The organism is Micromonospora rosaria, assembly GCF_001567585.1.
GTDB lineage: Bacteria > Actinomycetota > Actinomycetes > Mycobacteriales > Micromonosporaceae > Micromonospora > Micromonospora rosaria.
In genome coordinates this window covers 1-18,162 of sequence record NZ_LRQV01000085.1, presented here as the reverse complement: position 1 = coordinate 18,162, position 18,162 = coordinate 1, and the positions used below count along the sequence as shown (strand labels likewise).

Here is an 18,162-nt window from a genome sequence, read left to right as displayed (position 1 = left end):
GGCGGGTCACCCCCTCTCTGCGATCGGCGACCGGACGAGGCCGGGAAGCACGCCGAAGCGGCCGGCCGAGGCGGGGCCGATACGTTTCCGACCGTCGGCGCCGCCCCACCGGTCGAGGCTGCGCCGCATCGACGTGACGGCCAGTTCGTCGAGCGAGACCCGGTTCGGGTCGACGCGGCCGTCCTCGTCGACCTCGTTGGCACCGATCTCGCGGAGCAGGATGGTGCCGCGTCGGTCCCCGTCCGGCTCCGTCAACTCAAGGATCTTGAAATGGGTACCGGGCAGGAAGACCACCCGGTCCTCGACGCGCTCGTCCCCCTCCGGCTCCAACAGCGAGGTACGGCGGGCGGTCATCGACCAGACCAGCAGGTCGGTGTCGCCCTCCTGGCCCGCGCAGGGCGCGGTGAGCATGGTGACGAAGCTCCAGTCGGTGACCAGGCGCCGGTCCCGGTACAGCGCCCACTCCTCGGCACGCGGGGTGATCCGCGCGACCGTGCTGCCCCGGAAGGACGGCAGGCGGGAGAGGCCGGAGACCGCGCAGCGGGCGAGCGGCACGTGCGGGCCGTTCGCGCCCGCCCGTAGACCCGCGTCGATACCGGCGCCCCGGCGGGTCAGGAAGAGCCGGGTCGCCACCGAGTCGACCAGGACGTCGTCCGGGGTACTGGCACCGCCGGCCTTCATGCCCGGGTGCTCGGACATGATCCGGGAGACCGAGCTGGCCATGGTGTCGAAGTCCCGGCTCAACGAGCGGCGCAGCCAGGCCCGTTCCTCGTCCAGGCCGCGCCGGGGCAGCAGGGCCGTGGCGTTCGCCCCGGCCACGGGTTGCAGCCGCACGCTGTTGGCCGTGGCCGGCGGGGCCGGCTCCTCCACCCGGCCGGCCGCCCGACCCGGGCCGGGCGTGGCCGCCGGGCCGCCCTTTTCCGCCGGGCCAGTTTTCTCCGCCGGGACGGGCTCCTCCGCCGGGAGTGGCTCCTCCGCCGGGACGGACCCGACGGGCGGAACCGGCGCGGTCGGTGCAGTCGGTCCGGTCGGCGCGGTCGGACCGCTCGGCGCGGTCGGCGCAGTCGGCGCGTCAGGGTGCGAGGGCTCGACACCCTGGTCGGGGCCGTCGATCGAGGACTCGGTCGGGATCTGCACCGGGGCCGGCGGGGGCGGCGGCAGCTCGACGGACGATGCCACCGAAGACTCCACCGGCGGCTCCACCTGTGGTTCGGTCGACGCGTCCACCGCCGGCACGACCGGCACGTCGACCGGAATGGCGACGGATACGGCAGTGGCAGCCGGGGCGGGGAGATCCGAGACGACCCTCGGACCCACGGGCGTCGGCCCGCCGTCGGCGTCCGGCGACACCGGGACGGCCGGCGACACCGGCACGACCGGTGCCGCCGCGACGACCGGCGCGTCCGGGACGACCGGTGCCTCCGGACGGACCGGCGCGGCCGGCGGCTCCGGGGCCACCGGCGACGAGGGCGCTACCGGCGACGACGGCGCTGCCGGCAGGGCGACCTGCGGCACCGACTCCGGGGCCACGACCGTCGGTACCGGCGGCGGCGGAAGGACCGTGACCACCGTGGCCATCGCGATCGGGTCCGGGCGGGAGGCGATCACCGGCGGCTCCCCGCCGCGCGGTTCCGCGTCGCCCCGCGACTGCGGCCCGGAGGTCAGGACCGCCTGGGCCCGACCGCCCGACCGGCGCTCCGGCACCAGGACGGACGCCGGGACCAGACCGCTGGCCTGGCCCAGTTCCCGGTCGATCCGGGCGGCCAGGTCCTCGGCCAGTTCCCGCATCCGGGCCGTACCCTCCGGCGACGTGTCGTCGAAGACCATGGTGCCGCCCTCGGGGTCGAGCGCCGCGCCCCGGATTCGTTCCGCGTTGCCCGGCTCGTCCGCCGGGCGGATCCAGAGCCCGGCCTCGACCACCTCGACGACGGCGTCCGGGGCGTACCAGTAGACCCGGGGGGCAATCTCCTCCGCGCCGCGCAGCGGGCCACGGTGGCTGAGCACGGCGGGACGGCGGGCCCGCGAGTTCGGATGCGCCCTCGGCACGTACCCGAGTTCCAGGGCGAACGGCGGCCAGCCGAGCACGCCGTCGGCGCGTACGGTCCGGATCTCGACCTTGCCGGGGGCACCGATCGGGACCCCGGTGTAGCAGACGATGTTGGTGTCGAGCAGGTCGGCGAGGGTCTGGCCGAACGCCTCGCCCTCGGGCATGCGGACGTCGCCGTACCGCACGAAGCGGGCCCGCGTCCGGCTGTCCGGGTCGAGGTCGCGCCAGAAGCGGACGACGTCGTCGAGGGGGAGCGGCGCGGTACCCGGGCAGCCGAGCAGCACGGTCATCGTCTCCGGCTGGCACGGCACGTCGGTGACGAGACGGTGCCGGTGGTCGGCGGTGACCTGCGGTGCGCGGACGTCGTGGATCCAGACGCCACCGGGCAGGGGCTCGATCTCCCCGGTGGAGCTGGAGGGGCGGCGTTCGGTCGCGGCGGTGTCCCACGACGGTGTCGGGTACCGCTTGGAATCCCAGGCGGGGGGCTTGCCGGGGCGGAAGCGCACCCAGCCGCTGCCGGGCTTGGAGTGCACGAAGAGCCCACCGGCCGCACCCCGGACCAGGTCGCCGTCGGGCGCGATGACGGTGCGGTTGAGCCGCTCCGACAGCCACTGCCCGGCCATGGCCGCCGTGTCGTGCTGCTGTCCACAGGCGACCAGTCGGATGCCGCGACGGCGGCGTGGCAGCACCCCGGCCATCGACTCCCACGAGCCGATCGACATGCCGCTGCCGAGGTCGAGGACCACCACGTCGTTCTCGGCGTCCGCCACGACCGAGAGCGCGAGCGCCTGCGCCTCGCCGCTGATCTCGTCCGGGTGGTGCAGGACGAGCGCGTTGCCGACGGTGTGCCGTACCACGTCGCCGGGTTCGGGCCGGCCGCCGCGCAGCAGGTTTCGGATGGATGCCATGGACAACTACCCCCTCGTCGGACCGGTCACGGCCGTACGGCTGAGCACGGGACCCTGTGGCAGCGCCCCCAGGAGTTCCCTCGGGAACGGGACGGCCGCCGCCGAGTTGAGCTTGAGCGCGGCGAGCGTGTCCCCGCCGGTGATCCGGTGGACGACGCCCTGGTCCGAGATGAGCGCCACCTCCGGGACGCCGCCCGCCTTGGGGATCGGGGTCACCGTCATGCCGGAGCCCGGTTCGGCCAGCACCGTCGTCCGGCCGTCGTCGTCCACCCCGGCCGAGAGCCGGTCGGTGAGGACGACCTCGCTGGTGACGGAGTCCGCGCCGACCGGTCGCTGGCGGACGCAGAGCACCTGGGCGCCGGGGTCCCGCCACTGGAAGTCGGTCAGGTCGGGCAGCCGTCCGGTGAGGGTCCGGTCGCCGGAGCGCGGGGCGGCGGCCACGGCGGCGGCGTCCAGCTCCACCGGCGGTTCGTCGTCGCGCACGGCGGCCAGGGCGAACTCCATCCGGTCGACCGGGGCCAGCCCGTCGGTACGGAGCACGAAGAGCTGCTCCTCGCCGGCGGCCGGTCGCTGACGGAAGAGCGTGCCGACCCGGTGGGAGCGACCGTCCACCCGTGGACCGGCCTGACCCGCGTCGGGGATCCTCGCCGGGCCGATGGTGACCCCGGTCGGCAGCCAGTCCAGCCAGCCGGCCGGGGCGACCGCCGGCCGGGCGTTCGCGGCACCGAGCGCGACCAGCACCGAGTGGTCCGCGACCGGGAACTTGTACGGCCCGGCGAGCAGGTACGTCCGGTCCTGCGGGCCGCGTACCAGCGCGAAGGTCCGGTCGGCCAGTGGCGCGGCGGGGGCGTTCGGGTCGAGGTTGACGCCGAGCCGGGAGCCGGGCCGGTCCACCACCGAGCCGGGCAGGCAGGCCAGCCAGGGGCCGGTGACCAGGTCACCGACGGTGGGTACGGTCTGCGGCGCGTCGGGGATGCCGAGTTCGGGGCCGCGCGGGAGGTCCTTCAACGAGTTGCGGGAGATGAGTTTCACCGAGGCCGTCGGACCCTGCACCAGCATCGCGGAGGTCAGGTTCGCCATCGGGAACAGCACGCCGTCGCGGTAGACGTACCGGGTGCCGCTCTCCTTCTCCACCAGGATCGCGCCGGCCTGCCGGTACGCGGTGCTGCCACCGGGGACGAGCCAGCCGTAGACGGCGAACCCGCCGCCGATCAGCAGGACCAGGATGACCCCGACCACCAGCCCGGTCAGGGCCCGTTGCCCGGGGATCCGGGCGACGGTCGGGTCCCCCTCGACGAGGGCGGAGCTGAGCCGCCCCATCATGAAGGTGTGGGCGTGGACGTGGTCGCGTTGGGTCTGCACGGCGGCTACCCGAAGAGTCCACGGGCCCAGGCGTAGAACCCGATGATCTGCGCCAGGATCGGGAGCACGGCGACACCGGTGGTGACGTCGAAGAAGGTTGCCGAGTACTCCCAGAACGGCAGCATCCGCCGGGGCCAGGGCCGCAGCGCCGCCAGCACCAGCGGCACCAGCAGCGCGACGAGGGAGCCGAGCAGCACCCAGCGGCCGGCGGGCGACACCATGTCAGCGAGCTTCATGACAACCATGAGGAGGCCGACGGTACCGGCGACGACGAGCGCGATCCGCTGCCAGACGCCGAGGAAGGTACGGGCGCGCAACAGGATTGCACTGGCGACCACCAGCACGAAGGTCCACCCCGCCCAGCCGGCCACCTGCATCGTGAAGTGGAAGAGCACCGGCAGGACCACCGCCGACGCGATCATCGCCACGGCGAGGTAGGTGTCCGCGTCGTCGGTGCGCTGTCCGACCTGGTCGGGTTGGGCGGGCTCGATGTCGTACGACATGTCCTCGCTGTTCTTCGGCAGTTGCGGCCCGCGCAGTCGGGAGATCTTCACCGCGATCCGGGGGGCCAGCACGATCAGGCCGAAGATCAGCGTGACCGCCGTGGCGGCGGTCCGTGGCGCGTTCATGCCACTGGCCGCGTGCATCAGCAGCACCAGTGTGGTGACCAGACCCACCACCCCGGCCGCGAGGATCGGCCGCACCGGCAGGTACGGGGCGAAGGTGCGCTGGGCGACCAGCAGGAGCGCGGTGACGGCGAGGAGGGCGACGGCGGCGGCGAGGACGGCCCCGCCGGTCACCGCGATGCGTTCCGGGTCGCCGTCGACCGCGCTCGACGCGGCGAGCGCCGTGAAGCCGGCCGCGCCGCCGCCGAAGAGCAGCGAGAACGCGCCGTCGTCCAGGCGCCGGCCGCAGACCAGCGCCGTGGCCAGGAACACCACGCCGATCACGCCGGCCGCCACCACCTGCGGCAGGACCGGGCCGTACGCGGTGAGCACGGCGGCGACCGCCCCCATGCCGACGGCCGCCAGCAGCAGGAACAAGATCCGGCGGTGCAGCTCGGGCTGCCAGCGGTCGTCGCGCCGGTTGACGACGATGGCCACCCCGTCGGCGAGGTCGTCGAAGTCGAGTTCGGGCAGAGGGCTCTCGGCCGGACGCAGGTGGAGTTCCTCGCCCTCCAGCCAGTCGAGACTCTCCGGCGTACCGGTCAGCTCGAAGGGCGCCTGGCCGAGACGTTGCAGGACCCAGGCCCCCTCGGCGGCACCCGACTCGACCCGGTGGCCGGGCTCCGAGGTCTGTTCCACCAGCAGTGGCAGCAGGGCGGCCACCGTGGTGGTGACCGGGACCGCCAGGTCGACCCGGCGGACCGGACCGATCACGGTGATCCGGCACAGTTCGGCGTTGAGCGTCGCAGTCACCCGCGCACCCCTCTCATGCGACGTGCCCCGTCTGGATCAGCTTGACGCCGCGACGGGTGACCAACTGGGCGCGTCCGGGCGGCAGCCGGCGCGGGGCCGCCTCGCCGAGGAACTTGCCCTCTTCCTTCGGGTACGACAGCAGGGTCGCCGGGGTGCCCAGCTCCCACATCCGGCGCAGGACCGGGTCCATCATGGCCCGGTGCGCCCCCGAGGTGCTGCGGGCGATCACCAGGTGCAGCCCGATGTAGACGCCCTGCGCCAGCAGCGGCAGCACCGGGTCGAGCGCCGAGCCCGGCCCCATGGAGCGGGTCATCAGGTCGTAGTCGTCGACGATCAGGAACAGCTCCGGCCCCTCCCACCAGTCCCGGCGGCGCATCCGCTCCGACGAGACGTCCTGGCCGGGGAGCCGGCGGTCCATCGAGACCGAGGTCTGCCCGGCCAGTTCGTAGAGCCGGTCGCCGGTGAAGCCGAACCCGACCTGGTAGTCGGCGGTGATCGCGGTGTCGAGGTCCCGGCGCGAGTCGCCGAGGACGACCTTGGCCTGCGCCGGGGTGTAGTGCTGTTGGATGGCGCGCAGCACCAGCCGGAGCATGTTCGACTTGCCGGTCTCGGTGTCCCCGAGAACCATCAGGTGCGGGGTGACCATGAAGTCGTGCCAGACCGGGGCGAGCCGCTGCTCGTCCAGCCCGAGGCAGACCTTGAAGGCCGGCTCCGGCGCGGGCAGGCGCTCCACCGGAAGCTGGGTGGGCAGCATCCGGACGCCCGGCGCGGGCGGTCCGGTCCAGAAGGTGGCGACCTCCTCGACTGTCGACTTGGTCGCCTCGGCGAGGTCGTCGACGCTCGAACTGCCGTCCATCCGGGGCAGCGCGGCGAGGAAGTGCAGGCCGCTGTTGGTCAGGCCACGGCCCGGCTGGTGCGGCACGGTCGCCGCCTTGCGGGAGCCGACGTCGGACTCCATGGAGTCGGCGAGGCGCAGCTCCAGCCGGGTGCCGAGCAGGTCCCGCAGCCAGGTCCGCATCTCCGACCACCGGGTGGCGGAGACGATCACGTGGACCCCGAAGGACAACCCCCGCGAGGCCAGCTCCTGGAACTTCGTCTCCAGGTCGGCGAAGTCCTGCTTCATCGTGTACCAGCCGTCGACGACCAGGAACACGTGCCCGTACGGGTCGTCGATCTCGCCCCGGGCGCGGGCGGCCAGGTAGGCGGTCACCGAGTCGAGGCCACGGTTGGCGAACTCGTACTCGCGGCGCTCCATCACCTGCCAGACCTCCTCGATGGTCCGGACCACCCGGTCGCGTTCCATCCGGGTGGCGATGGAGCCGATGTGCGGCAGCCCGGCGATGGAGGCGAGACCGCCGCCGCCGAAGTCGAGCCCGTAGAACTGCACCTCGCGGGGGGTGTTGGTGAAGGCCAGCGCGAGGATCACGCTGCGCAGCAGGGCCGACTTGCCGCTCTGCGGCGCACCGGCGATGCCGATGTGCCCGTCCGCCCCGCTGAGGTCGATGGTGAGCAGGTCGCGGAGCTGCTCGGCGGGCCGGTCGACGATCCCCACCGGGACCCGCAGCCGCCCCTGCGCGGCCCGGTCGTCGACCGTCATCCCGCGCAGCGGATCCGGGACGACGCTGGGCAGCAGCGTGTCCAGGCTGGGTGCGGCGGACAACGGCGGCAGCCACACCTGCCGGGCCGGCGGGCCGGAGCCGGCGAGCCGGTCGAGCAGCACCTCGGCGAGGCTCGGGCCGGTCACGGCGCCGGGCTCCTCCTCGGTCTCCTCGACGGGCTCGGCGACGCGGACCCGACCGGGGTCGTGTCGGACGTCCACCTGACCGGTGACGAACGGGACGACCTCGGCGGCGGCCCGCCGCTCCTCCTCCTCGACGCCGCCGGCCCGTCCCGCGCCCTTGTACGGCCCGGAGACGTACGCGGACTTGAACCGCACCAGGTTGGTGGTGTCGACCTTCAGGTACCCGTTGCCGGGCTCGGGCGGCAGCTCGTACGCCTTGCCGACGCCGATGACCGACCGGGACTCCATCGACGAGAAGGTCCGCAGCGCGAGCCGGTACGACAGGTGGCCCTCGACCCGGTTGATCCGTCCCTCGTCGAGGCGCTGCGAGGCGAGCAGCAGGTGCACGCCGAGCGAGCGGCCGAGCCGCCCGATGGAGACGAAGAGGTCCATGAACTCGCCCTTGCTGGAGAGCAGCTCGCTGAACTCGTCGACGACGATCAGCAGGACCGGGAACGGCACCAGGTGGGCACCGGCGGCGCGGGCCTTCTCGTAGTCGAAGAGCGAGGCGTAGCCGCTGGCCCGCAGCATCTCCTGGCGTCGGGTCATTTCGCCGTTGAGGGCGTCCTGCATCCGGTCGACCAGGGGCAGCTCGTCGGCGAGGTTGGTGATGACCGCCGAGGTGTGCGGCAGCTTCTCCATGCCGAGGAAGGTCGCGCCGCCCTTGAAGTCGACCAGGACCAGGTTGAGGATCTCGGAGGAGTGGGTCGCGGCGAGCGCGCAGACCAGGGTACGCAGCAGTTCGCTCTTGCCGGAGCCGGTCGCGCCGATCAGCAGGCCGTGCGGCCCCATGCCGCCCTGCGCGGACTCCTTGAGGTCCAGCTCGATGACCTCGCCGCCCTCGGTGACCCCGATCGGCACGGTGAGCCGGTTGCGTTGCGGGGCGCGGTTCCGCCACGAGGCCTGGACGTCGAAGATGCGGGCGTCCCGGATGCCGAGCAGGGTGGTCAGCTCGAAGTCGCTCTCCAACGGCTCCTCGGCCACGTCGAGGGTGCCGCTGGTCCGCTTGGGCGCGATGATCCGGGCCAGCGCCTCGCACTCGGTGACGCCGAGCCGGTCGGGCAGCGCGGAGCCGACGCTCTCCCCGGCGGGGAAGCTCACCCGCTCCCCGTCCAGGGTCAGCCGCAGCACCCGGGGTCCGCCGGGCATCTGGCCGGTCAGGTCGAGCAGGACCACGTTGCGGATGCCCGCGCCGAGCAGGCGCGAGCTGTCCGGCAGGTCGGCCAGGTGGGCGACGATCACCACGAACGGCTCGGTGGACGACGGGCGGGCCTCCCGGTCGTGGTCGCCCCGGTCGGCGATCTCCGGGCCGAGCAGGTCCACCAAATCGTCGTGGGTACCGGCGAAGAGGCGGACCGGTCCGGCGGCGTCGAACGCGGTCGGGTGGGCGTTGTGCGGCAGCCACTTGATCCAGTCCCATTCGCCCCGGTGCACCTCCGGGGCGAGCACCGCCACCCGCAGCTCGTCGGGGGCGTGCAGGGTGACCAGGGCGGCCACCATGGCTCGGACCAGGTCGATCGCCTGGTCGGCCGTCCCCTCGAACTCGACGCTGGTGAAGCTGCGCAGACCGACCGAGGTCGGGATGCCGGAGACCGTCCGGTACGCCTCGGAGAAGCGCCGCAGCGAGATCGAGGAGAGCGGCTCCAGGTCCTCGATCGGTTTGGTCTGCGGGGGCAGGAACCGCAACATCGCGTTCTGTCGGCCGAGCCCGATCCGGACCCGGCCGAAGTCGTCGTGGCTCGGCCGTCGCTCCCAGATCCGGCTGCTCATCGCCACCGACCACAGCCACTCCGGCTGCGGGTTGTTCCAGACGACCGCCTGGCGCTGCTCCTCGGCCGCCTTGCGGGCCTGCCGACGGAGCTGGGCGATGTAGCGCAGGAAGTCCCGGCGCTCGCCGTGCATCTGGCGCTTGCGCTCGGCGGCGGTCCGTCCGACCTGGACGACACCCATCAGCAGCATGCCGACGGCCATCGCGCCGCCCATGACGTACATGATCGGTGCGCGGTTGTAGAGCCCGAACATGGCCATCATCGCGCCCATGCCGAGGCCCATCGGCACGATCATGGCGAACGACCGGAAGTCGAGCGGTGCCTCCTCCGCCATCAACGGCGGCTCCTGCAGCTCGACCTCCCCGTCCGGGTTCGCGGGACCGGCCGCGCGGGGCGGCCGTTTGACGGTGACGGTGCTCATGCCGGCACCTCCCCGGTCACCCGAGCACTCCCGGCCATCCGGGCCGCCCCGGTCACCCGAGCGTCCCCGGTCATCCCAGCCGCCCCGGTCATCCGAGCCGCCCCGGTCATCCGAGCGTCCCCGAGCCGGCCCCGGCGCCGCCCCACGCCGAGTCGTCCTGCCGCAGCAGCCCGACCGCGTACCGGTCGGCGCGCCGCTCGGGCGGGGGGTACTCGTCGTCCCCGTCGGTCGACTTCGCGCCCCGGCGCCGGGCGGCCTCGCGGGCCTCGGTCTCCTCCCGCGCGCGACGGGCGGCCTCGTCCATCTCGCGTTGCTTCTGGCGCATCAGCTCCAGCCGCTCGGCGCGGGTGTACTCCGGCCCGCCGCACCGCAGCGGCCTCGCCTCGGGGGCCGGTGCCGCCGGCCGCCCGCGCCGCCAGGCCTTCAGCGGGGTCGGCTCGATCTCGTCAGGCATCCTTCGGCTCCTCCTCCCGCTCGGGCTCGTGGCCGTGCAACCACCAGGCCCCGTCGACGTCGTCCCAGCCCGAGGTGTCGGCGACGTCCTCCGCCGGCCGTACCACCGGCACCCGGTCGTGCGACGGCGGCGCCCCCGCCGCGGTCCCGGCCCAGACGACCTCCTCCTCCCGGAGCAGCTCCGCGGCGGCCGGCCGCTCGGCCGACTCGCGCTCCCCGACAGCGACCGCCACCAGGGGTACGCCGAGGAGAGCCGCCGTGGCCTCCGGCGCGGTCGGCGGGTCCACGTCCGCCGCCGACGGTGACCCGCCGGCCGGTGCCACCGACGGTGACGGCCGCTCGGCGACCGGTCCCGGGCCACCAGCACCGGCCGGTCCCGGGCCACCAGCACCGGCCAGTGCCGGGACACCCGGTTCGTCGGGGACGGCCCCGGGTCGCCACTGCTCCTCCTCCGCCGTGACCAGCTCGGCGGCGTCGGGCCGCTGCGGAGTCCGCTGGTCGGGTGCGACACCCGGCATGCCGGGCATTCCCGGCATCATCGGTGCGCCCGGGAGTTCCTGGCCGGTCCGCCCGTCGTCGGGCACCTCGACCGGGGGGGCGGTGTCCAGGCCGACACCGCCGGCCTGGACACCGGTGGGCGCCTCGGGGCTGGCGGGCGCGTCCGGGCCAGTGACCGCCCAGTCCTCGGCGTCCCCCTCGACCAGGCCCGCCGCGTCCGGCCGGTCCGGCTGGTTGGCACCGCCGGCTCCGGCCCCGGGCGACCCGGGGGCTCCGGGCACGGGCGGCACGCCCCCGCCGGGCACCGATCCCGCACCGGGCTGGCCGGCCGACGGTACGGGGCGGCCGGACGGGTCCGCGGGAGCGGGTCCGTCCCCGAGCCCCGCGCCACCGGGGTTGGTGCCACCGGGGGCGTCCGGCACGTCGACGCCACCGGTGGACGGCTGCCAGTCCTCCAGCTCACCATCGACCAGCCCGGCAGCGTCCGGACGGTCCGGCACACTCCCACCGGAACCGGCGCCCGCCCCCGGCGAGCCCGGCGTACCCGGCATCATCGGCGCGCCCGGCCCCGGCAGACCGGCCCCCGGCGGCACCTGACCGACACCCGGAACCTCACCGAGACCCGCACCACCGGGGTTGGTTCCGCCCGGCGCGTCCGGGGCTCCCACCCCGTCGCCGGGGGTCCAGTCCGCCGGGTCACCGCCGACGAGGCCGGAGGAGTCCGGGCGCTCCGGCGTCGACCCACCGCCGCCGAGCCCGGAGCCGGGTGCGCCGGGCGCACCCGGCATCATCGGCGGTACCGGCGCACCGGGCGGAGGCTGGACGCCACCGGGGACCCCACCCGGAGCGGGCACCTCCGGCAGGTCGACACCGGCGCCCGGGTTGGGCGCTCCGGGCGGGACGACGCCGCCCGGCGGATCGGGCACGACGGGCGGGACGACGCCGTCCGGCGGTCGGGCGCCGTTGCCCGGTCCAGGACCGCCCGGCACCTGTCCGATCGGAGGTGGGGTCTGTCCCACCGGAGGCACCCGCCCCGGGTTGTTGCCGCCGGGCGTGGGGTTGTTCGGCGCGGGTGGGATGACCGGCGGCACCACACCACCGGGCGGCGGCACCACACCACCCGGTGGCGGCACCACACCGTCAGGGTCGGTGACCGGCGGGGTCTCGAACCCGGGCAGCCCGTCGCCCCTCGGAGGGTCGGAGACGACGGGAGGCACGACGTCCGGCCCCTCGCTCCGGCTGAAGTTACCGGGGCCGCCGTCGGGATCGGTGATCGGCGGCGCGTCGATGGCGGGGGGATCCGACAGCGGGGGCGGCTGATGCTCTGGAGTGTCCGCCGACGGATCCGGGATCGGGTCCGGGTCGGGGATCGGGTCCGGGTCGGGGATCGAGTCCGGGTCCGGGTCGGGGATCGGGTCCGGGTCCGGGATCGGGTCCGGGTCGGGGATCGGGTCCGGCTCCGGGATCGGGTCCGGGTCAGGGATCGGCTCCGGTTCGGGGATCGGCTCCGGCTCCGGTTCGGGAATCGGGTCCGGGTCGGGTGGCGGCTGCGGGTCGGGAACGTCGTCGGGGCTGAGGCTGCCGTCCCCGTTGGGCGAAACGACCTTCGGCACGGTCACGTCGTACTCGTGCGCCAGCGTCTGTGCGACCTCGAGCATCTGGTTGGTCATCGGGCGGGCGAACCGCGTCGAGCTGATCGCCACGTTGCCACCGTCGGTGCGGCCGGCGCCGTCGGCGGCGGCGATCTGCGCCCACGCCCGGTCGAGATAGTCCATCTGCTCCTGCGCCCAGTGCAGGTAGGACGAATTCTTCATGAGCTGGTTCGGCAGCGTCGCCGAGTCACTCAGACCGACACCGCCGCGCAGCCGGTTGGCCTGGTTGGCGAGGAACTTTGCGTAATAGTCCATCTTGGTCAGAAAGGCGGTGGCGGCCGTGCCCTGCCACGACTTCTCTTCGCCGGCGATGCCGTGCGCCTGCGTCCTGATGAACTCCGACACCCAGTCCAGGGTGTTGATCGCCTGCTGGAAGGCCCCGGCCGCGTCGGCGAGACTCTGGGCGCTGACGAGGGAGTCCGCGTGCGCCCGTCCCTCCTCGTTCTCGATCGCCGACCCGCCGTTGACGGCAGCCTTGATCCGTCGCCAGCCCGGCGGATCGGACGCGGCCCAGATCTCCAGGTCGTTGACCGGCTCGGTGGGCGTTTCCAGAGGTGGGAAGGTGGCCTTGGGATCGGAGTGGTGCTCCCAGCGCTGCTCGTCGGGCACTTCGTCTGACATCGACTGTCCAAACCTGTTCGCGAGTTACGGGATCCGCCAGAATGTGTCGCCGCGCCCTCGGGGACGGACTACTGCCCGTCGCCGCCCGAGTCGCCGCCGCCCGAGTCGTCGTCGGAGTCGTCGTCCGAGTCGTCGTTGCCGCCGGAGCCGTCCGTGGAGACCTGACCGAAGTCGCCCGTGCCGTCGATGTACCCCCACGAGTCACCCATGGCGTTGGCGAACTCCGACTCGGTCATCTCGTTGAACTCCCTGGTCCGGTCCTCGAGATCCTTGCCGGTCCGGTCGTTGCCCTCCTCCGTGCGCTCGTAGGAGTTCGCCATCTGCAGCAGGTTGTCGCTGAGCACGAAGAGGGTCTGGTGCACCTGCGTCAGCAGGCCCTGGGTGTCGCCGATCAGGCCCCGGTTCTCCCCACCGCCGACGATCTTCTGCCGCATCAGCTCGGCCCGGGCGAACTTCCCGGGCCGGATGTCGAGGGTGTCGAACCGGTTGCTGGCGTCCAGCAGCAGGCCGCCGCCGCGCCAGGCAACCTTGTCGATCTGCTTGACGAAGTGCCGGATGGCCTCCGTGCTGACCTTCAACTCACCGTTCTCGTTGTCGGTACCGGTGTAGGTGGTGACGTCCGGCTCGTCGATGTCCCCGTCGATGTCGTACTCGTCGGGCTCCTGGTACTCGTCGTACGAGACGTTGTCCTCGTCGGAGGATTCCTCCTGGTACTCCTCGACGTGGGCCCTCCACTTCTCCGGAGGAATGACCTCGTCCCGGTACCACTCGTAGGCGGCCCGCTCCTCGTCGGTGTAGTTCGACCAGTCGACGTTGCTGCTGCCCGTGCGGGGGTTGTAGGTGCTCTGGATCTCGGCTTGCACCTCGTCGATGACCGCCTGGATCCAGCCGTCCGGGTGCTCGTTCGGAAAGCCGTCGATCTCCCCGTTGTTGAATCTGTCGAGGATGCCGATCTGCTCGATGGCCTCGTCGTTGGCATAGCTGAAATCGATGCCCATTCGTCCTCAACCTCTCAGCGGGCCATCGTTGCGGGGGTGGCGCGAAGGGCCTGCCGGCTGCCGGGTCGCACCAGCCCGGCAGCCGGTGGTCGATTCAGCCGCCGCGGACGTCGTTCCAGATCTTGGTGTGCCGCGACTCGGTCGTCCCGTAGTTGTCCGAGATCGCGAGCAGCGTCCGGCGCGCCTGCTCCAGGTGGACGCTCATCTCCTGCGCGGACCTGTTCCATTCGGCCTTGGCCACGTAGTAGGCGCTCTGCGCGTCACCGGTCCATTCCGCGAGGCTCCGCTCGACGTTGCGCTCCATCTCGGCCAGGGCACTCACGATGCGCCCGTTGATCTGGTTCATGTCGTAGAGGGTGACGTCGGCCTGGTTGAAGTCGAAACGGTAGTTGGACACCGTCAGTTCCTTTCTGGAAAGCGGATGGGCTTCCGGTGGAGCGCTCAGATGCCGGGCAGTGCCGCCCCGAAGCTCGCGGCGGTCTGCGAGGCCTCGTCCTCGGCGGCCCGGTAGCCGGCGGTCGTGACACCCATGACGTCCATCATGTGTACGAGCTGGTTGATGATGTTCTGGAAGGACCGCTCCCAGTTGTCCATCGCCTGGTTGAAGCTGTTGGAGGCGTCGCCCCGCCAGCTCGCCTGGAGCGTGGCCATCTCGGTGTTGACGCTGCGCAGGTGACCGGTGAACTCCTGGGTCTTCGCGGCGAACTCGGTGGCCGCCGCCTGCATTCCGGGGTCGGTGGTCTGCACCACGGGCATGGTCACAACGACACTCCTCTCTCGTACGTCGATGGGGTGACGACGTCGAACTCCCCGCGCTCGGCAATCGCCGTGCCGAGTGTTCCGGGCGGCCCGGTGCCTTCGGCAAGGTCAGTGGGGGCCGGATGTCCGAATGTCGCGGCAACTCTGCCTGACTTCCCCTCGCCGGCGCAGAATCGCGTCACCCACCGCCACGCCACCACGACTGCCACGCCGCAGCGCGGCGCCTCAGGCCGTGCGGTGGGGAAAAGGCGGTGCACGTTCGTGCCCGGAAACCGCCGTCGCACTTCCCGCGCCCGTTCCCGTCGACCTGTACTGGGGTCCGCAAGGGGAAGGGAGCCGGACCGTGGCCTTCGACGACCGCATCGAGACGCTGTTCGCGGAGTACGAACGTCAGCGCACCAGCGTGCAGGAACTCCAGGAAAAGATGAGCAAGGTCAAGGCGTCCGCCACCTCGCCACGGCGTGAGGTGACGGTCACGGTCGGGCAGAACGGGGTGCTGACCGACGTCAGTTTCCCGACGTCGGCGTACCGGCGGATGTCGCCGACCGAGTTGCAGGCCACCATCATGCAGACCTTCACCGAGGCCCGGGAGCAGGTGATGGAACAGGCGGCTGACCTGCTCGCGCCGCTGCTGCCCGCCGGGATGAACGCGGCCAAGATGGTCCGGGGCGAGGCCGGTGTCGACATGTACCTGCCGCCCGAGGGACTCCGGATGCCCCAAGGTGTCCGCGAACTGCTCGGCCTCGACGTGGACAAGCCGTGAGCGAGCTGAACGGGCACCTCTGGGTGGACCCGGAGGGGGTCCTCTCGGTCAGCCGCGCGTACGACGGGCACGTCGCCATGTACGACCGCTACCTCAGACGGCTCGACCACCTCCGGCGGCAGTACGCCGAAGCGTGGGGCGACGACGAGATCGGCAACCAGTTCAAGGGCCAGTTCGACAACGTCATGGACATCGTCGAGGGCATCATCCTCGGCGTGCGGGGGAGCGTGGAGTACGCCGCGGTGGGGCTGCGGATCAGCGGCGAGGGGTACCAGCAGGCCGAGGACGACGCGACCGAGGCCGGACGCATCATCGACGCCGACTTCGCGGCGCTGCCCACGCAGGTGGCCGCCCGTCAGCCCGTCGAGGCCCCCACGCACTACGCCTCCCGCCAGCCGGCGCTCCCGGTCATGGAGATGGGGACGTTGGCCCCGATGCACGCGGTGCGGCGCCCCCACGAGCCCGTACTCCAGGCGGGATTGCGCCTGCAGGGCCGACCGATCGAGCCCGAGGAGGGGGAGCTGACCCCCATGCTGGCGGCGGAACGGCAACCCGTCGAGCCGGCGCTCCAGGCCGGAGTGCTCCTCCCGGGCCGGCTGATCGAGCCCGACACGCACAGTCGCGGGGCGGTCTGGCGCGACGACGATGCCGTTCTCCGACCGCTCATGGCTGTGCGGGGCAAGATCCTCGATTCCGAGGACGACGCCGACCGGCCCCTGTCCCGGTTGACCCCCCGGCTTCCCGCCGAGCCGGGAGTGCCGGCGACGTTCACTCCCGCGACGCCGGCCACGTCGGCGGTGCCGCTGACACCGGCGACCTCCACGCACCTGAGCCACCCCACCGAGGGGGTCCTCATCAACGGTGTCCCGGTCCCCGAGGGCTTCCAGTTGCGGACGCTGAACACCTTCGAGGACGGCACCTCACGTCTCGACGTCAACTACTACGAGTCAGTGCTCCCGCTGGGTGACGGGCATGTCGTCACCGGGCCGGACGGTCAGCCCGTGGACCCCGACGGGGGCCACCTGTTCCTGATCAAGCCACGGGAGAACGCCGTCGACCCGACGTCGCCCGACTACCACCCGATGCTGTTCAGCTTCGCGGCCGACGGCACGCCCGTACCGCTCTGACACTCCCCCATGGTCAGTTTCCACATCCCCAACGACCCCCACTGGCAGTGGGCGTACGACGCGATCCTCTGGACGATCGGTGAGAACTTCCCCAAGGGCAATCCGCCGGCGTTGAAGGCGCTCAGCGTCGAGCTCGACGCCTTCGGGCGGCACCTGCTCGTCGGCATCGCGACGACCCAGTCCCTCGGCTCCGGCCTGCTCGGCAACCTCGACGGCCCCGCCGCCGACGCGTTCGCCCAGTACCAACGGATGATCACCAATCCGGTACCGCTGGGGTCGCACCGGGCGATCGTCGCGGGCCACATCGCCAACCAGGCCAACGAGGAGATCGACTACGGACAGGTCCAGATCGTCGTCGCGGCGTTCATGATCGTCCAGACCATCGCCTTGGCCTTCGCGATCGGCCCCGCCGGCATCGCGGCCGTCCCGGGGTACCTCCGGTTCGGCCAGCGGCTCGCCCAGTGGCTGCTCGACAACCTGGAGACCCGGCTCCAGCGGCTGGTCGCCCAACTCGCGATCCAGGGCGCCGGGGAGGCCGTGGACGAGGGCGCCGAGAACGTCATCGCCCAGGCCATCGTGCTCGCCAAGGGCAACAAGAGCGACGGCTTCTCCCTCACGGACGTGGTGTGGTCCCTGGCAGCCGGCGCCACCATCGGCGTCGTCGCCGGCGGTGTCCATTCGATCGGTGGCAAGTTCTTCCCCAACCTGAGCGGCACCGTGCACGGGCAGGCCGGGCTGGGGGCGTTCGGTGAGATCCTCGGCGAGCTCGCCTTCATGTCGATGATCGGGGCGGTCAACGACTTCAACGCGCTGGCCACCGGGGTCTCCTCCGCGGTCAGCACGTACGCCGAGCGCTACGCTCACGATCTCGGTGCGGCGCTCGGCATCCACGGTACGCAGACCCCCGACGCCAACGGCCTGGACGGCTCCGGCGGCAGCAAGGACCTGACCGGCTCGGGTGACGGTCCCGGCGTCGGCGGAGGTCTGTCCGGCAAGGGCAACGGCCCCGGGTCGGGAAATCCGGACCCCGGCCCCGGGGCCGACGGGTCCCGCCCACCGGGCAAGGACGTCCCGCCGCCGCCCTACGACGCCCCACCCACCGGCGAGGAACCACCTCCCTACGACGCGCCGCCCCCCTACGACGCGCCCCTGACCAAGGACGCACCGCCCACCAAGGACGCACCGCCAAACAGAGACGCATCGCCGACCAAGGACGCACCGCCGGTCAGGGACGCACCGTCGACCAGGGACGTTCCGCCGGCCAGGGACGTTCCGCCGGCCCAGGGCGGACCTGTCCACCAGGACCGGCCGACCGGCGGCGGTACTCCGCTCGCCGGCACCCCCGGCGGGCCGGTGGTACCCGGTCCCCGGCCTGACCCGCGACCGCCCGCCACCGGCACCGTCCCTCCGGCCAGCCCCGGCGGGCCCGTCGCCGGCGTGGTCCCCCGGCCGGACGGCGGATCGCCCCGGCCGCCCGAGGTGACCCCCCTCCCGCCCGTCGTCCGTCCCGGAACCGACGTGCCACCGCCGGGCAACGCCCATCCGCCGGGCGGGCAGCCCGGCCCCATCGCCTCGCCCGTGACGGG

Annotated in this window: 11 protein-coding genes and 1 pseudogene; 3 read left to right on the top strand and 9 right to left on the bottom strand. The window is 72.8% G+C overall.

The annotated features are described in order from the left end of the window. Positions 1-6 precede the first annotated feature (6 nt). The 9 genes from AWW66_RS20845 to AWW66_RS20805 all read right to left on the bottom strand — a co-directional run bounded on the left by AWW66_RS20845 (position 7) and on the right by AWW66_RS20805 (position 14,689). Positions 7-2,955: a hypothetical protein gene (locus tag AWW66_RS20845; protein WP_067369112.1), complete on the bottom strand. Its 2,949-nt coding sequence runs from the start codon at positions 2,953-2,955 to the stop codon at positions 7-9. 6 nt (positions 2,956-2,961) lie between these two features. Further along, the gene (gene eccB, locus AWW66_RS20840; protein ID WP_067369110.1) at positions 2,962-4,317 is read right to left on the bottom strand and encodes a type VII secretion protein EccB; all 1,356 of its coding nucleotides are present in this window, start codon (positions 4,315-4,317) and stop codon (positions 2,962-2,964) included. Positions 4,318-4,322: 5 nt separating this feature from the next. Next, on the bottom strand, positions 4,323-5,735 hold the full coding sequence (gene eccD / locus AWW66_RS20835; RefSeq protein ID WP_067369107.1) for a type VII secretion integral membrane protein EccD: 1,413 nt from the start codon (positions 5,733-5,735) through the stop codon (positions 4,323-4,325). 13 nt (positions 5,736-5,748) lie between these two features. Further along, on the bottom strand, positions 5,749-9,705 hold the full coding sequence (eccCa, locus tag AWW66_RS20830) for a type VII secretion protein EccCa (RefSeq protein WP_067369104.1): 3,957 nt from the start codon (positions 9,703-9,705) through the stop codon (positions 5,749-5,751). A gap of 106 nt (positions 9,706-9,811) precedes the next feature. Then, the gene (locus AWW66_RS36060; RefSeq protein WP_067369101.1) at positions 9,812-10,159 is read right to left on the bottom strand and encodes a hypothetical protein; all 348 of its coding nucleotides are present in this window, start codon (positions 10,157-10,159) and stop codon (positions 9,812-9,814) included. Further along, positions 10,152-12,929, bottom strand: a complete 2,778-nt coding sequence (locus AWW66_RS36055; RefSeq protein ID WP_157527645.1) for a hypothetical protein — start codon at positions 12,927-12,929, stop codon at positions 10,152-10,154. The genes AWW66_RS36060 and AWW66_RS36055 overlap by 8 nt, the downstream gene beginning before the upstream one ends. Before the next feature lie 68 nt (positions 12,930-12,997). Next, a complete protein-coding gene (locus tag AWW66_RS20815; protein ID WP_067369095.1) occupies positions 12,998-13,927 on the bottom strand; it encodes a hypothetical protein in 930 nt (309 codons plus the stop codon). A 94-nt stretch (positions 13,928-14,021) separates the two neighbouring features. Continuing rightward, positions 14,022-14,324, bottom strand: coding sequence for a WXG100 family type VII secretion target (locus tag AWW66_RS20810; RefSeq protein WP_067369092.1), 303 nt, complete (start codon positions 14,322-14,324; stop codon positions 14,022-14,024). 44 nt (positions 14,325-14,368) lie between these two features. Next, positions 14,369-14,689, bottom strand: a complete 321-nt coding sequence (locus tag AWW66_RS20805; protein ID WP_067369089.1) for a WXG100 family type VII secretion target — start codon at positions 14,687-14,689, stop codon at positions 14,369-14,371. Positions 14,690-15,029: 340 nt separating this feature from the next. Here AWW66_RS20805 and AWW66_RS20800 point away from each other — a divergent pair, with 340 nt between their 5' ends. The 3 genes and pseudogenes from AWW66_RS20800 to AWW66_RS20790 form a co-directional block, all read left to right on the top strand. Continuing rightward, positions 15,030-15,449, top strand: coding sequence for a YbaB/EbfC family nucleoid-associated protein (locus tag AWW66_RS20800; protein ID WP_067369086.1), 420 nt, complete (start codon positions 15,030-15,032; stop codon positions 15,447-15,449). Continuing rightward, positions 15,446-16,576, top strand: a complete 1,131-nt coding sequence (locus AWW66_RS20795; protein WP_067369084.1) for a hypothetical protein — start codon at positions 15,446-15,448, stop codon at positions 16,574-16,576. Before AWW66_RS20800 ends, AWW66_RS20795 begins: the two co-directional genes overlap by 4 nt. A 9-nt stretch (positions 16,577-16,585) precedes the next feature. After that, positions 16,586-18,162, top strand: a pseudogene (locus AWW66_RS20790) (WXG100-like domain-containing protein); the annotation flags it as partial.

What these genes read in the sequence shown, in the direction of transcription:
- AWW66_RS20845 (WP_067369112.1), bottom strand. Translation starts at nt 2,955, where the DNA reads ATGGCATCCATCCGAAACCTGCTGCGCGGCGGCCGGCCCGAACCCGGC.
- AWW66_RS36060 (WP_067369101.1), bottom strand. Translation starts at nt 10,159, where the DNA reads ATGCCTGACGAGATCGAGCCGACCCCGCTGAAGGCCTGGCGGCGCGGG.
- eccCa (WP_067369104.1), bottom strand. Translation starts at nt 9,705, where the DNA reads ATGAGCACCGTCACCGTCAAACGGCCGCCCCGCGCGGCCGGTCCCGCG.
- AWW66_RS36055 (WP_157527645.1), bottom strand. Translation starts at nt 12,929, where the DNA reads ATGTCAGACGAAGTGCCCGACGAGCAGCGCTGGGAGCACCACTCCGAT.
- AWW66_RS20815 (WP_067369095.1), bottom strand. Translation starts at nt 13,927, where the DNA reads ATGGGCATCGATTTCAGCTATGCCAACGACGAGGCCATCGAGCAGATC.